Genomic DNA, 15076 nt, shown 5'->3' on the forward strand with positions numbered 1-15076 from the left:
CTAATTCTTTACCCAATTATTATCCAGTTCAATATTGTTAAACATGACTTTACCAGCCGAGATAGTTAACCAAGTAGTTAAACTTTGATTCCCTGTCGCACTAACCTGCTGACGGTAATTCACACAATAACCTTTCGTAAAATGGATTGTGTGCATAGTTTGTCCGCCTTCATCTTTGAAATCAATTTTACCATCGCGCTGTTCAAAATTGTTAACCATCCATTTATAAGTTAAGGCATTTATTTGTTGAGCGATTTCCAATTCAAAGAAACCACCATAAACCTCGTGTTGTGGTTGCATTTTATCGTCAACTGCCTGTTCGACAGAAAAATCAAGATGCACTAACTCGTATTTTTCAATTCCAACTGATAAGATTGCTTTAACGTTCATAACATTTTAATTTAATTATTTCCATTCGTTTTTGTGAACAACTCCATTTAACTCTATTTCGTTAGCCTGAATCACTAATGTGGTAACTATATTGTTATCCCCAAACTTAGAGTAGCTCAAATAACACGCAACACAACAAGCATCTTTAAATGCAATTTTGTTAAATGCAATTCCTGTAATATCTAGATATGATAATAGACCGTTTTTTCTTTCACGGTGACCAAAAGCCCATTTTGTTAGGTTTTGATCTACAAAGTGATCTAAATGGAGAATAATTGTCCCACCTGCCACTAAGCCTACTGCTTTCCCATCCTGTTGAGTGGATTGATTCAAGCTAAACTCACTGTGCATTAGATTATACGTTTTGGAATTTATCGGTGTTGATGCCTCATGTACACTACTAAGACTTAAAATCGATTTAAAGGAAGACATAGGCAGTTAAATTAAGTATACAATGATCTAAATGGATAATTATTTTCAATGTAACTAAAATTTATCACAATTGATTTAACAAACAACTCCAAAAGAAATAAATTATCTCAAACCAACTTACATCATTAGGGTCATTCTCTAGTTATCTTAGGAGCCATTTTGACTGTTTAATTGATAAGATGAAAGCAAGTCATAAACTATCAGTTATATATTTGGTGCGGTCGGCTAATACTGCTTTTAACCAATGCCTGATAACTTTTCTTCCACTATTTACAACTTTAACTTTGTCCTCTGGGCTAGTAACAAGGTTGTACCTGATCGCTTTCTTGAATAAATTTAGGTAGTGAATTTCCAAATCTTCATTCACCTGAAATTTTGGACTCTGCACATCAATGAAATTGAGGAAGCAGAGGGTTGCCCAGCAATCGCTTCCAGTCGGATTACTAAAATAAGAAGGAAAAGAAACCTGATTGATGAATTGCTGTATAAACACCTCTGGTTTGATCTGGTAAATACTACAAAGTATGTAAAAGTCTTCTGGTAGGGTAACGTTAATTGCTGTTTCCATAAAGGTGAGTTTAGTTTTGAGTGGTAGCCAGATAGTGTGCGAGGTAAATCTCTCTTAAAATATTTGTGCGTTCCTCCAGATCACGTATGATGTAGAGTCCTAAATGTAATTCCTCCATTCTCCCAAAGAAATTGAGTTCGGGTTCTGTTAATCGATAGGCTTTCGGCTCATTTCCTCCAAAACCTTCTGCTATATTGGAGAACAAAGAGAAAATAAAATTATCATAGTTGATCTTTAACCCTTTATGGGCATGGGCATCTGCTGCTGAAATTCTGCCCATAAAATATTCCAGAAATTCCTTGGGATAACAATTATGAGCTTCACAGAGTACGCAAAAATCTTTGTTCAATTTGATAGCGGAATATTCATCTAGGTATAAGGTGTCTGAAATGGTATAAACCCGTTCCATTTTCTCAAAAATCATGTTGACAAGGGGGCGGGTTTCCTCTCTTTTAACAACGGTCATGCCAGCCTTTTTTGTGGCCAATACTTTAATATTTGATAGACAGGATATGAGTAATGCGCCGCAATTCTTCATGGCTTTACTTTCCACAGGCCGTTTCCTTTTTGCCCTTACATAAGAACCAACGGTTCCGGTGGCCTCTGAAAACCCTTCACAATAATCCTCACGCATGGTATCATATAGGGTTACATGGTCGGCGAAAACCTGTAATACTTCCACCATCTCCACTTTATATATCGCACATGCCACGCTAAATTCTAAAGGGACTATGATTTGTTGCTTGTTAATTCGTTTCATCAATCATTTTTTAGGTTTTGTCATTTCAGCATAGACATAACAGGCATTGACCATTTCCAGGAACTGGGTATAAAAGCACATCATATTTTTTGTTAAGTCTTCATCTCTATATGCTGCGGAATGATAAATCCAGGCTTTGTATAGTTCCCATAAATTGTCTCTTGTCTCATGGATGGGGAAGTCTGCAAAAAAATAAGACATCAATCTTAATGGATTTTCCATTTGATCGGCTGTCAGGCCACTAGGCTGATAGTTCAATTGTTTTTTAATTTTCTTAATTTTCATAACGGGTGGCTTTTAATAAAATTCTTGGAAATCTGCCGAATCACCCTTGCACAGCAGGTAGTTCAGCGATAAACTGGCATAATAGCTGAGATATTTTTCACCCTGATGTGAACTACAACTGACCAGTAGAAAATCTTCTGTAACCTTGATAGATACACGCTGTTCTATTGCCTTCGGTACAATTACAGCCAGTAATAAGATCCCACCCTTATAAGAGACTACACGCACCTGATCTTGATTTTCAGGAAACTGCAATGAAGCTAAATTTGAATACCGATCAACTGTTTGACGCAGCAGGATTCTAGTTCCTTTCTGAAAAGGGAGCATTAAGAACCGTTTATTGCAAAGTGAGACTTCTATATCCGGCTTATCCATTTATAACCTCACTTTCCTGCATTACTCTTTTGTATAAAGCGGCCTCGTTTTCCAGTTTCTGAATTTTCTCTTTACACATCGCTTTGACAAGACTTACAAAATCTGTAATCCTATCATATAAGTGCTGTACATCCTCAGATTCAACTGAGAAATGATCCCCATAACGTGCTTCCGAATAGCTTTTAATCAAAATTTCAAATAGTCTTTCATCCTCAGAGGTTCCTGATAGTAATGTTTTAAAAGGTTTGCTGGAAAAGCATTTACAGAGGTTCAAAAGACGTTTTAAATTATGAATCTCTGAACGGTATGCTATATGCACTCTAATCAGCACAATACAACATTGTTCTACAGTCTGGTGAAGCATGAAAGTGCATATATTATATTGCCCATTGATCAAACATTGATATGCGCCAGTAAGAAAACCCTCAATTAATGGCGTTCGATGCTGTAGCTGTTTTTTAGCTTTTATCCCGGCTTGTGTAGGGATAAACCTGACCGGGAAATCTGGCTCGGTCATACCGTCATGGCTGTACAACAGATGTCCGGTATTAAAAACCGTAATGAAGAACCTGTTATTGGCCTTCATGGCTTCCAGGATAGTTTCTTTTCCGTGGCAAAGAATAGTAATTACACCATGCTTGTAATGAACATTAGCAAATTCCTGTATCTCGTGATCAATTCGTGTAGTGGTTTCCGTTACGATCAATAAGCAGTAATGACTATCGTAGTCATTTCCAGAATCGATAAAACAGCCATTTGATTGCTCTAATAAACTCTTTTTTGCAAAGCAGAAAACTTGTTGAGGTAAGAATTTTTGAATTAGTGATTTGACGAATATCTTAAAATAGAAAGGATGTTCATCTGTCGGGGACAAGGGGTACATTTCCATATATCATCTCATTTATAGTTATAAACTGTTCAAATGAGTCTTGGATAATTGGAGATGATAAATTTGGGATCTGCCAACCGTGGCGACTTAAAGTTTCTGAGGCCTTACGTAACACGGGATTACAGCAGACCCCAAATCTATCTTGATGTGCAAAGATAGCATATCTAAGCATAGATCATGGGATATTCTGCTGTCCTGCGATACGGCCTCAGATAATCGCCGCAAGACTCTTAAAATAAATATTCAAAAAATGTTAAATCATAATCAATTCTAGTTAAATAAATGTTTGAGCGAAAGAAAAAAGAGGTTTGATCAAAACTTCACCCCACATTTAATAAGCTCAAATCAAATATAAGCAAAAGGTGACATATATATCACCTTTTGCTTATATTTTTTTCATTGGTTCGAAGAATGGAAAAGACCTTAACGGATGTAGAACAGTTTGTCGTGGATTTTGTATTAAAAATTAGGACTGAGAAAAAACTTACCCAAGAGGATTTAGGCTTTATACTTGGGGTAGACCGTAGCTTCATTAATAAAATCGAGAATCTTGAGCATAATGCAAAATATAATCTAAATCATATCAATAGACTTGCAGATCACTGGGGTATTTCACCGCAAGAATTTTTACCTAAAAAGGCTTTTCCTGTTTCACAAAATGAGGAGTCTCAGAAATAGCTAGATCACATTAAAGAAAAGCGTAACTAGGTACGCTTTTCTTTAATCTATTGAGTCTTTCAGAAATCACGGCGCACCAGTTTCTAAATAAATATTCAAAAAATTTATTGGATATACTTATTCATGAGCAGGTAAGTGAAAATCAAAAATACCAAACCAATGAAACCCAAGATTAATCTGGTTAAAACTGCCCTGACATATTCCACACTTCTTAGCTGTTCTGGAAATAACGTAATGCGATATTCTTTCTTTAGCGGCTTCTGCCATTTTTCAATAGTTTCCTTTATGTCCGTTAAACTTCTAAACAATTCAGCGGTTACCCCGGACATATCCGGTTTTGGGGCTTGAATAACTATATTACTATACTTGCTATCAAAGCTAGCTAATAAAGCCTGTGTCTCTTTTTCCTTTGCCAATAACGCCTCATTCTTTACTAACTGCTCTTTTTCCAGTAGCTCTGTCCTTTTAATCAGGCTTTCAACTACTTCATCTATTACTGTTTTTTCAGGTGTTTGTTGATTGTTCATATTTTCACTCCTTTCTTCAAAATGTTATAAATAAATTGATTAGTTAGCTTATTTACCGCCTATTTGTGTGGGCTTGCCCCTTACGCTGCCTATTACGGCCATGTATGGCTTCATCGTCTACGTCATCCGAAATATGAATTTCCGGTAAGAATGGATCAGGTAATATTTTGTTCATGTAATTGGCCTGTGATTCTGACTGCAAGTAATTGATTTCCGGTTGTTCCCGCAGGTAGTGAGTTTCGGGTTCGGACTTTAGGTAAGTTGATTCTATCACTTCCCTTAACTGATCCGCAAGGCTTTTCGGCTGCTCTTTTTTTTCCTTTTGCGATTGCCCTTGCTGTGCCTGCATACGGTCTGCTATAACCTTACTCATTTTTCCATAGCTCAAACTGCGGTCGATTTCCGATCCTTTGAATTGGTATTTACCTTTAGTAAAACTAACTCCCTGCACCTCTGCGGTTCCACTCTTGTATTTATACATCATCCCGATTCCTTGTTTACCCAACTGCTTTTGGAGTTCGTCCATGCTGATGACTTTTGGCAATATGGCTTTAATCTTATCATGGAGTTCATATTTCACCTTATCGGCTCCTTTAAGCTGCGGACGGTTGACCTTTGCCTTTCCTTCACCCATATGGAAACTATATTTTAAGGTGAGTGCTTTGCTGGCTTTTACATTTTTCCACCGCTGATAGGCATCACTAATCGGCTTTCCCTGATTATCAACACGGTTGTAAATAAGATGCAGGTGTGGATGTTTGGTATCGTGATGCCTGATCATCAGCACCTGTGTATCAGTGATATTCATCTTCTGCAAGTATTCTTTGGCGATATTGACCATCAATTCATCGGTCAACTTTGGTGCATCCTCCGGACTCCAGTTCAACGCAATATGTCCAACTGCCTGCCCCAGACTTGGGCGCATTTTCCGCTGCATGTTAAAATCGCTGGTAATGTGAGCGACCTGATCAATTCGTACGCCATTGGCATCCAGAATTTCCGCATCGTTTTTCAGCACGCAATACTCTACGCAACCTTTAAAACTTTTGCCCGCTTTAGGTATCTTTCCCATCATCGCTGTTCAAATATTTAAGTGCCTGATCTATTTCTTCCAGTAATGAACCGCACCTGATCGCAATAGTCAGCATACCACTGGTATGTGCCAGTTTGGTCAATTGGTTCAGATTATTTGCCATGCCCGCCAGCATGTGTAAAACTCGCCTATCTTCGGCTGTCAACCGTGATACTACTTTTGCTTTCAGGGTGGCTTCCCTAACCCAGTCGCTTATCCGCATGCCCGCCTGCCGGGCTTTGGATTCAATCAGGAAACGTTCTGTAGTCTTAAGTCGTACCTTAACATGCACTTCCCGCCTGATCCTCTTCTTAGGTGCCCCGCCCCTGCCTTTGGCACTTTTCTTTGGCTTATCGAGCTGGTCATTTTGACCCCTCTTTGATATAGTACTGGTCATAGTTCTCATGCTTTAAGTGTCTTGCCGGCCTTCCGGCGACCATCGGGAGCAGGAAGCAAGTTTCCGTTCCAGCCCCTTGGCTGAACGGAGTATTTGGGTACCAAATACACAAACTTGCTTCCTACAAATCGCATAGTATGGCGTGCTGAAAGCTTCGCCTTACGCTTGCGATTTCCATGCCCTGCCGTCTCCTGAAAGGAGCGGCAGGGTGCCATTCTTCGCCGGGTTTCCCGACTCCTATTCCCTGGCCTTTTGGCACGCTCAACCGAGCGGACAAAAGACCAGGCTATACAACCTAACAGTATAACTGCGTAACTACTGCCCTCCTTCCAATAGGCGGTGAATGTCTTCCAGTTTATAGTACAGCATGCCGCCAATTTTACTAAATCGCAGGGTGCCGTTAATCCTTAAATTTTGTAATGTGCCGGGCGAAATGTTCAGAAACTTTCTCACCTCGTAGCTTTTCAGCCATTGTTTTTGTGCTCCCACCCCCGGTTTTAATAGTCCCTTAATGTCATTTAGCAATTCCGTTCTAAATGTTTTCAAGTCTTCTTTTGTAATTAATTCAATCGCTGTCATCTGAAAAACTGTTAAGGTTAAAAAATAAATTACTTTTCTTGGAGAAGGTTAATCTGCATCATTTGCAGGCATTTACAGCTCCAACACAACAAATATATATCATTGTTATGATAATTTAAAATACATCATAACAATTTAGTATATTTGTATTGTTCCACCAGTAAAGACTGGAATTTATAATGATCGATTTTGATTAGATTTGATAGCTAAAATTAGAACAGGCTAAATAATAACATTGTTAAACGAAGCAAAAAGCCGCAAAAAAAATGTCACAAAAAAATGAAAATTAGTTATAAAATATACCTGAATAATCGTCTTAAACAGGTGGATTTCCACGGGCAGTTGACTTTCCCATTATATGTGCAAGTAACCTATGAAAGGAAACCGATCTATTTTAAGAGTTACTATTTTGAACTTTTTTCAAAACCACGCTATTTGCTTACCGTTCCAGGTGTAGGTAGTAAAGTCCCTACAATAGATCAGATCATTGAACGGGAAAACGAAGTCATTAGCTTTATCATTGAAAAGTATAAAGACAATTTCTCGCTTGAACTTTTTAAAAGCGCCTATGCCTACTACAGTAAAGATTTATGCGACATCATGGAGAAGGGATTTATTGAATATCTGTATACATTCTTTTGGGATGAAGGAAATCCAGCTTTTGGCGATGTGCTATTGCAAGGGTGCAAGAATGTAATTGCCTTTGATGTGGTAAGGGATTTCAAGCGCGTTTTCAGCAAACCGTTTTATGAAAAACTCGTTGCCAATTCCCTTTATTACGCACCTCCTTATCTCCCAATCTATGCCTTTATGAACCAAACTAAAAGATGGCCAATGCTCATTTTTACCGTTATGGAATTTGACCGACCAGATAAAAGAGAAGCGTTTCTTGAATATGCAACAAAGTTCTATCCTGACAGACCAGCAGGGGAATTGTTAGAAAGGGCTTTAAAGTGGATTGCTCCTATATAAGGATTCGAATATGTTCGATCAAAAGCTGATCTCAGACACCATCAATAACACACACCTTGAATCTCACCAATGTGATATTTTCATGTCCTCCCTATGAACAGCGAAATCTAAGCATTGCGTTCATAATCCCTTATGATATTGAAGAAAATCTTTGGTGGTCTAATTCGCTTCCCTATTGTTTTGACACAATGGCGTTTTATAAATTCATCAAACGCAAAAGTATCATTAACGGGATTTCCACTTGTGATAAATTGTGTATACAATTCCACACATTTAACCAGATCAAGCGTTCCGTCACAAAAGTAATCTTGAAGTTGCATAAGTGTTTCAATGTTAATTAAAATAAGATTTCCAATCAATGACCTGGATAAATCCATCTCATCAGCGAGTTGATGTATTCGCTTGTTTAAAAAATAATTAATCCCCTGGCTTTCTAAGCTAATGTCAGTGTGCACAATAATCGGATAAACAATCATGCGATCTGGAAGTATATCTATTTCCGCCCTCTTATAATCTCCGTTGCAGAGTGATTTTATACTGTTGAGTAACTGTGTAATACCTTTGCGGTATCCTTTGGCATCGCGTTCTAGCTTTTCAAATATGCCACCCTTAATTTTTTCAATATTTTCGGCATATTTGATCTGCGCTGGTATAACAATATCCTTAAATTCAAAAATAAATACCGCATTTCCTTGACGGATATAATAATCAGGCTCCGCACTTCCAAGTTTGGCTTTCAATATCTGACCGTTCAGATTAATATCTCCGTATTCACAGAAGCAGCTTTTCATAATGGTATAGAAAAGCACTTGTTCAGAAAATCCTTCACCCAGTTCCTGCTTTAATTTAGGGAAGTTCAGTCCAGTAGTTGCTGCAAAATCAAAAAGAAAACCGTGATAGAATTTGTCGACAAAAAATCGGAAGTCGAGAAACAGGAAAGTATTATCCACTAGCTCCAGTAAGGGATACGAACGTATTTGTTTGTAATCATCATCTAACCCTGCGCGTTCATTAATGGTAAGTCGCATGAAGAAATTCAAGGCTATTGAAGGGGCGACATACATTTTTGGTATAGATACTTCGCTGGTGATTAAATCTAGATAAGGGGAAAGTATGTGCCATAGGTAACTTTTGTAAGATGTAAGTTCCAACGTAACCAGAAAAGTCTGTAAATATGTCGAGTATTGGGCATCCGTTTCACAGAATCCGAAGAAGTAGTAAGCTTTTAAAAATTGTAAGGCGTAATTCTTAGGTCGCTCGTTCTCGATGTTCCTAATTTGTACACTTAAAACCCTGTCAGCGAACTCTTCAAAATCCCCATCCCCATTCCAATGAAAAACATCTTTCTGAAGATTTGCTTCTTTTTTATTAAACAAGAGCAATACTTTAAACAAATCAGCATAATCCTTTTTGCTTAATTCCTGATCGCTTTTTGGCTTTGCGTATACCAGAAGGTGTTGAATAAGATCCAAGCAGGGTCTTCTGCTTAGTAGGATGAAAGAAGGACTATTTATCAACTCAGCATGTTGCATGACAAAAGCTAACACTAATGATTTCTCGTGACCTTCCATCCGCATCATCCACCTATAAAGGTGGATATTCTGAAATTCAGTATCGCTCTTTTTACGAATGTTAAACAAGTGTAGCAGCATACTGATAAATTCGACCGACGAAAGCTGAGGTAAATCTTTCAAAGTTGTAGGAATGTCAATTTCTACGTCAAAGATATTATCATAGACGAGGGTAAATTGCCGGTCAATTTTCACATGTTCCATTGCGTACCTATTTAAATCATTGAAATCCAAGGAAGGGTTTCATCCACTCAAATACTGGCGCTGAAAGTACATTTGCAAATGTGTTGATGCCAACATCTTTCATCAAATCTCCCAGTGCGGAAAGCTGTGGCTTAGGGTCATGTCCTTTTTCAAGTTGCTTAATTGCATAGTTCATTTCCATAGCAAAATCTTCACGAATTTTTTCATCTATATTACGAATATCATCACGCAGCAACTTGAAAAAATCTTTCAGCTGTTCCTGGCTAATTCGGTTATGCTGCGTTTGAGCTGAATTTGGTGAATTTTGTTGGAATTGAATAGGTGCATGAACACTCCCAAAGTTAATAGTATTGTTGTTTACCGTCTGGTTAGGGTTATTATCCTGCGTTTGGGGAACTTGTCCGTTTAGCCATTTACCGAACAAATCAATATAAGCTTCACTAGCACTTCGTTTTTTCAAAGCAGGAAATATTTCATACAGCATGTGCATTACAAATTCAGTTTTATTCTCTGGGTGTTTTGAGATATAATAATTAAAATGATGGTTAATTAGTACATCAATCTTATAGGATGGTCTAATACGCAGTAGCTTGGAAATAAATTGGTCGTCATAATCATCAGCAGTCACATCCACATAAAAGTTGCTAGTCTCAATTCCTTCATCTTCACCCCAATCCCCCCGTACCCTGTGACCAATACTCATGAAAATCTTTTGGTTCCCTAAATTGGAGAGTTGCAACGCGTCGTCAGACAACTCTGTTTCTGTGCTTATATCGAAAAATTCGTTCATCATAACAGGTATAAAAATACGATCAAATAATGATACTACTAAATTATATAGCATTTTGTAAATTCACATATTAAAATAACTAAATGGCATCGAAAAAGCTTCTTCTGAAAACAGAAATAGAAATCAGATGGAAAATATTGATTATCATCAAAGAAGTGTTAAAATTTGCAGCGTATTTTGAGCAACCAGAAACACAGCTTGAACAATATTATATTCGTCAACATCGGCACTTGGGATTTATTGGTTGGTCTTTATGGCGTTTAGCCGTTATTGAACTATGTAAGCTATTTGGTGACTCAACAAATCAAAAATTCAATATTCTGAAGCTTTTGCAAAAAATGGATAAAACTGGTTATTATGGAGTGCTTAAATTCAATACAGAAACACTTGTAGAATTCAACCAACGGGTGGCAGAGCTAATACCTACAATAAAAGAAGTATCAAGGTTAAGAGATAAACTATACGCCCATACTGACAAAGATCCCTTTGAGCAAACTGACACTTTCATTAATACCGATGATTGTTTTGTATTGGTTGGGTTTGCGGAAGAGGTGATCCGTACGCTGGCAGGCACCTATCTAGATACAGATTATATCGTCAATACACTTTACTATGATAGCCGTAATTTTGACTTTATTCATACCTTGGCAAAGCTTGAACAGGATAAGCACATTGCTCTTGCAGCTCAAAATAATATGACTTTTAGCGATTTATTTGGCCATGACCCACTTTAATAATCTGCATTATAAATTATAAGTGACATCTATATCAGGTTCAGAAGGTATTGTAAATCGCGTTGTTAAAAATAGCAAACACTAAAAATCCAAAAGTATTTAAAAAGACAGGAATGATCACAAAACAATATTATTATGCCAGACAGAATAACCAATAAAGATATTAGAATCCTAGACAAGCTCCTTTTTGATACAGAAAACCTCCCTAATATATTGCATTTGCGAGCTGCTGAAGTCGGATATAAGTTTAACGATGAAGACAAGGCTTTGCTTTTGGATACCTACTCCAAACTTGACGATATCCTTAAAGAGATTGCTGCCTTTATCAATATCCGTTTTCCTGGTTGTCAAAGGCATATTGAAGCTTGGAATGAGATTGATTTTGACACCAAAGTTGGTGCCCTCAAAATTAGTACTACAGATCGTGAACACATCAAGCGAGAATGGAAAAAGGGTATGTTCGATTTGAAAAGCTTGATTAAGGTGTTACGGAATGAAGCTATAATTCTCTTGGATGACAGGGACGATAATAGTTACGACAAACCGAAGGATATTTCTTCCAGCCACTTAATTGAATATTACACAGACAAAAAAAACATTCCCAATCAGGAACTGGTAAACGATACAATTTTTTACTTTAAAACCGGAGAAGGTTCCGATACATTTACCCCACTTGAGTTTCTCAACCTTTTAGATAAGCAATATGAATTTACTAAATTAAATTATGACAAAGGCGAACTGGTTGTCCAACACCTAAAAGACCTGCCGTTATCGGATCGGAAAAAGCACACCCTTTATGGATTTATCCTGAAATGGTTCGGTGGCTACCCGGTCAATAACATGGATGAGGAATTTGACAAAACTTTAAAACTTGTTCAGAAAGAATTCTTAGCCTTCGAAAGTGAAACTCCCGAAAAGAAATTTTGTAGAGCGAATCAGGCTATGCGCAACAAATTTGAAAAATACGGGATAGCATTTACCACAGCGATTAACAACAATGTTGATGTCAATGAGATATTGGCGGCAATGGATATAGATGAATCAGAACAGAAGGTCTTTCAAAACTTCAGCGACCTTTTTACTGAAGCTGTAAATTGCGGGTTGGTCAAAAATTTAAATGAGCGAAAAGCATTTCTAATCAGACAGAGTATCTACAATTATGAATTTAATGTTTGGTTACAAGCTTGTAAGGACTGGGAATATCGCAATGAAGAGCAATATCAAGAGTTCTTGACCATAGACGTGTTTTCTGAGTTCCTAACCTATAATGGCCATAAAAATCCAGAAGTTCCAATTAAAGTTACACCAATTGGAATAATTTCAAAAAAAACAAATACAAAACTTACCTTACGACAAATAGCGCTCATTTGCCATTATTCAGATCAGGTAGTCACAAGACAGACCGCAAAGATAATCGCAGAAGAATATGGGCATGCTTCAGGCGATGCGTTATTCAATCGTTACACCTATTACCGTACTAAAGCCAATCGAATCGGTATGGAAGATTCAAAGAAAAAGAACGCGAACAAAATCCAACTTTTTGAATCTGTGGCTTCACTTCTTAACAACAATGAAAGTTTTAAAGTCAAAATCATGGCTGACATTGCAGTCCTAAAAATAGCGATCTTGGATGCTATATAAAATTTGTAATCGCTTATAACCGGTTACCATACCTCTGTTTTAAGCAAGTTTGTATCAAGTATTAGAACTTGATATATGGAGTTATTTATTAAAAAGATTTGCCTGACGGCAGATAAGTATAAATTAAAAGCATATGCCTTTCTTAAAGATTGGTATGATCATAAGGATAAAATAATTGAATGGATTAAAGCCATCAATCAAGTTGTATTATTGGTGAAGTTTATTATTGAAATTCTAAAAATTGTTCAATAAGGGAATATTAAGTGATACCCTAAAAAAAGTACATAGATATCTTTGCCTGTCCAATGATTGGCGAAAATAATGTTTAAAAGGTGACCAATGTCAATTTTTGGCATTATGGAATCTAACTGAGAAATAAAGGATACGTTACAAATACTCCTTTCAGATGAGCAAACAGATGAATTATTAGAAAGGGCATTAAAATAGATTAATCTGATATAAGAAGTTCGGTTGTCTTGTAAAAACTAATGTTACCTTGTTTTTAAATTAACTTTATCATAAATGATAACTAGACGTACAAGTTTAAATTACCAAGATATCTACTTAGAAGTGTTCGATGGACATATAGATACGCTTTTCAATGGAATCGATGAGCAATTTGCATTGGGATTTATGCAGCACCTAAATTTTCATGAGGATCTATATAAAACCACAGCTGGCTGCATTCAGTTCTTACGTGAAAATTGGTTTTCACATGCAAACACCGAAGTCTTCCTCAATTTCGTTGACAAAATTGAGGAATGGAAAAGGAGATTTCCAGCAGTTGAAATTGTAATATTTAATGCTCCAAGCAATCTCGCATTTTTCGAATCACTTATCAAATATCTCCAAACGGAACATCCCAATGAATTACTGCTTTCGGATCCAGAGAAAGAGATTGCGTTAATAAAAGCTTATTTGCAAATCAATTCAAAAAAAACAAAACCAAGTGGCTTTGAGGAAATCAAACAGGCATACCCAGATGAAGTAATGCTTTGGACACTATTCAGCAGCTCCTTTCAAGATGCGGATTTGGTAAATAGAGACTTTCTTGAGCTCTGGCAAATTGAAACTTTTAAAGCAATCAAGTTGTTTGAATATTTTGAAAAGGACGAACAGACTAACGAAATCTTATCTAGGTTTCTAGAAATTTTCAGCTGTGATTCCTGGAAGACATACCTAAAAGCCAGTGCTGGGATGGCAATTGCTACTATTGACTCACCTAATTATAGAGGCAACAATTTCATAGAAGTTGATCCTCAATTACCATTTTATGATTTAGCCATAGAAATTCTATTACAAATTGGTATTGAGCCCATTGAGGCAACTATTCAGGATGATTATCTTTATTTGAGAAACAAACCTATCTTTCGAACAGGTGAAGCCAAATTTCAGGTCATATACAAACGTTTTTTTATTGAGAAAATATTCCGTTCACTATATTTTCAGCTTAACGTGGATATTCTGGCGATACTGACCCCCATTCTGGATACTGACCCCCCAGTGGGATTTTAGTTCATCGAGTTTGATGACCTGACAATTTTACTTCTTTTTTCTTAGACTTTCACCTTTTAGTTCAATTCTGTAGGATGTATGTACCATCCGGTCGAGCAGCGCATCTGCAATTGTATTCTCACCAATCACATCATACCAACTAGCTACTGGCAGTTGACTGGCAATAATCGTTGCTTTGCAAGCGTGTCGGTCTTCAATGATTTCCATGAAGTCCATTCGTTGTTGTTGTTCCAAATGCGTTAACCCGAAGTCATCAAGTATCAGCAGATCCGTTCGGGAAAGCTTCTCAAAAAACTTATAGATCGTACCATCAATCCTGCTCATTTTAGTTTTTAACAGCAACTTCTGAAGGTTGTAATAAACAACTTTATATCCCTGGGAACAAGCATGGTGACCTAAAGCAGAAGCGAAAAAAGATTTTCCAGTACCGGTAGATCCGGAAACCAGTACCGCTTCTCCTTTAGCAATATAATCTCCTGTAGCTAGATTTACCACCAGGGATTTATCCAGCCCACGGGAAGTTTCCATGTGCAGTTCCTGAATGGATGCCTGATAACGGAAGTGTGCGCTTTTCTGGAGTCGCTCAAAGCGCTTGTCGCTTCTGGGTATTTCGGAGTGATGATGCCAGTGATTTCGGTCAAACCGTGCCACTTAAAAGATCATACAATTATATAAAAAAGCTGGGATTATTCCTTTT

The 15076-nt window shown here is 37.2% G+C and carries 20 protein-coding genes; 6 read left to right on the forward strand and 14 right to left on the reverse strand.

Annotated features, from left to right (window positions below):
• The 7 genes from tssD (ABIB30_RS10030) to ABIB30_RS10060 all read right to left on the reverse strand — a co-directional run bounded on the left by tssD (ABIB30_RS10030) (window position 1) and on the right by ABIB30_RS10060 (window position 3699).
• Window positions 1-390: a type VI secretion system tube protein TssD gene (gene tssD, locus ABIB30_RS10030; RefSeq protein WP_354301585.1), complete on the reverse strand. Its 390-nt coding sequence runs from the start codon at window positions 388-390 to the stop codon at window positions 1-3.
• A 15-nt stretch (window positions 391-405) separates the two neighbouring features.
• Entirely contained in the window at window positions 406-822 is a 417-nt protein-coding gene (gene tssD / locus ABIB30_RS10035; protein ID WP_068395824.1) for a type VI secretion system tube protein TssD, read from the reverse strand.
• A 190-nt stretch (window positions 823-1012) separates the two neighbouring features.
• Window positions 1013-1390, reverse strand: a complete 378-nt coding sequence (locus ABIB30_RS10040; RefSeq protein WP_354301587.1) for a hypothetical protein — start codon at window positions 1388-1390, stop codon at window positions 1013-1015.
• Window positions 1391-1400: 10 nt separating this feature from the next.
• Window positions 1401-2150, reverse strand: coding sequence for a hypothetical protein (locus ABIB30_RS10045; RefSeq protein ID WP_354301589.1), 750 nt, complete (start codon window positions 2148-2150; stop codon window positions 1401-1403).
• Between the two features lie 3 nt (window positions 2151-2153).
• Window positions 2154-2435: a hypothetical protein gene (locus tag ABIB30_RS10050; protein ID WP_068399308.1), complete on the reverse strand. Its 282-nt coding sequence runs from the start codon at window positions 2433-2435 to the stop codon at window positions 2154-2156.
• Between the two features lie 12 nt (window positions 2436-2447).
• Window positions 2448-2762 carry a hypothetical protein gene (locus ABIB30_RS10055; RefSeq protein ID WP_354301591.1) on the reverse strand — a complete coding sequence of 105 codons (315 nt, stop codon included), beginning with the start codon at window positions 2760-2762 and terminating at the stop codon, window positions 2448-2450.
• A gap of 40 nt (window positions 2763-2802) precedes the next feature.
• The gene (locus ABIB30_RS10060; RefSeq protein WP_354301593.1) at window positions 2803-3699 is read right to left on the reverse strand and encodes a HEPN domain-containing protein; all 897 of its coding nucleotides are present in this window, start codon (window positions 3697-3699) and stop codon (window positions 2803-2805) included.
• A gap of 411 nt (window positions 3700-4110) precedes the next feature.
• Between ABIB30_RS10060 and ABIB30_RS10065 the strand changes: the two genes are divergently transcribed.
• Window positions 4111-4377, forward strand: coding sequence for a helix-turn-helix domain-containing protein (locus tag ABIB30_RS10065; RefSeq protein ID WP_068395807.1), 267 nt, complete (start codon window positions 4111-4113; stop codon window positions 4375-4377).
• A 104-nt stretch (window positions 4378-4481) separates the two neighbouring features.
• On the opposite strand, the gene ABIB30_RS10070 is transcribed toward ABIB30_RS10065, so the two are convergent.
• The 4 genes from ABIB30_RS10070 to ABIB30_RS10085 form a co-directional block, all read right to left on the reverse strand.
• Window positions 4482-4904 (reverse strand): hypothetical protein, encoded by a 423-nt coding sequence (locus ABIB30_RS10070; protein ID WP_354301595.1) that lies wholly within the window; start codon window positions 4902-4904, stop codon window positions 4482-4484.
• A gap of 52 nt (window positions 4905-4956) precedes the next feature.
• A complete protein-coding gene (locus ABIB30_RS10075; RefSeq protein ID WP_354301597.1) occupies window positions 4957-5979 on the reverse strand; it encodes a relaxase/mobilization nuclease domain-containing protein in 1023 nt (340 codons plus the stop codon).
• Entirely contained in the window at window positions 5960-6373 is a 414-nt protein-coding gene (locus ABIB30_RS10080; protein WP_354301599.1) for a plasmid mobilization protein, read from the reverse strand. The genes ABIB30_RS10075 and ABIB30_RS10080 overlap by 20 nt, the downstream gene beginning before the upstream one ends.
• Window positions 6374-6688: 315 nt before the next feature.
• On the reverse strand, window positions 6689-6952 hold the full coding sequence (locus ABIB30_RS10085; RefSeq protein ID WP_354301601.1) for a helix-turn-helix domain-containing protein: 264 nt from the start codon (window positions 6950-6952) through the stop codon (window positions 6689-6691).
• Window positions 6953-7231: 279 nt separating this feature from the next.
• Here ABIB30_RS10085 and ABIB30_RS10090 point away from each other — a divergent pair, with 279 nt between their 5' ends.
• Entirely contained in the window at window positions 7232-7924 is a 693-nt protein-coding gene (locus ABIB30_RS10090; protein ID WP_354301603.1) for a hypothetical protein, read from the forward strand.
• A gap of 107 nt (window positions 7925-8031) precedes the next feature.
• Here the strand turns inward: ABIB30_RS10090 and ABIB30_RS10095 are convergent, their stop codons facing one another.
• Both ABIB30_RS10095 and ABIB30_RS10100 read right to left on the reverse strand, forming a co-directional pair.
• The gene (locus ABIB30_RS10095; RefSeq protein WP_354301605.1) at window positions 8032-9699 is read right to left on the reverse strand and encodes a hypothetical protein; all 1668 of its coding nucleotides are present in this window, start codon (window positions 9697-9699) and stop codon (window positions 8032-8034) included.
• A 16-nt stretch (window positions 9700-9715) separates the two neighbouring features.
• On the reverse strand, window positions 9716-10492 hold the full coding sequence (locus ABIB30_RS10100; RefSeq protein ID WP_354301607.1) for a hypothetical protein: 777 nt from the start codon (window positions 10490-10492) through the stop codon (window positions 9716-9718).
• An 80-nt stretch (window positions 10493-10572) separates the two neighbouring features.
• On the opposite strand from ABIB30_RS10100, the gene ABIB30_RS10105 reads away from it, so the two are divergent.
• From ABIB30_RS10105 to ABIB30_RS10120, 4 genes are all read left to right on the forward strand, one after another.
• Window positions 10573-11223 carry an AbiU2 domain-containing protein gene (locus ABIB30_RS10105; RefSeq protein WP_354301609.1) on the forward strand — a complete coding sequence of 217 codons (651 nt, stop codon included), beginning with the start codon at window positions 10573-10575 and terminating at the stop codon, window positions 11221-11223.
• 135 nt (window positions 11224-11358) lie between these two features.
• The gene (locus ABIB30_RS10110) at window positions 11359-12864 is read left to right on the forward strand and encodes a hypothetical protein (RefSeq protein ID WP_354301611.1); all 1506 of its coding nucleotides are present in this window, start codon (window positions 11359-11361) and stop codon (window positions 12862-12864) included.
• Window positions 12865-12939: 75 nt separating this feature from the next.
• Window positions 12940-13116, forward strand: a complete 177-nt coding sequence (locus ABIB30_RS10115; RefSeq protein WP_354301613.1) for a hypothetical protein — start codon at window positions 12940-12942, stop codon at window positions 13114-13116.
• 270 nt (window positions 13117-13386) lie between these two features.
• A complete protein-coding gene (locus ABIB30_RS10120) occupies window positions 13387-14379 on the forward strand; it encodes a hypothetical protein (RefSeq protein ID WP_354301615.1) in 993 nt (330 codons plus the stop codon).
• A gap of 27 nt (window positions 14380-14406) precedes the next feature.
• On the opposite strand, the gene istB is transcribed toward ABIB30_RS10120, so the two are convergent.
• A complete protein-coding gene (istB, locus tag ABIB30_RS10125) occupies window positions 14407-15030 on the reverse strand; it encodes an IS21-like element helper ATPase IstB (RefSeq protein WP_354301617.1) in 624 nt (207 codons plus the stop codon).
• Between the last annotated feature and the right edge of the window lie 46 nt (window positions 15031-15076).

The organism is Pedobacter sp. UYP1, from assembly GCF_040547305.1.
Lineage (GTDB): Bacteria > Bacteroidota > Bacteroidia > Sphingobacteriales > Sphingobacteriaceae > Pedobacter.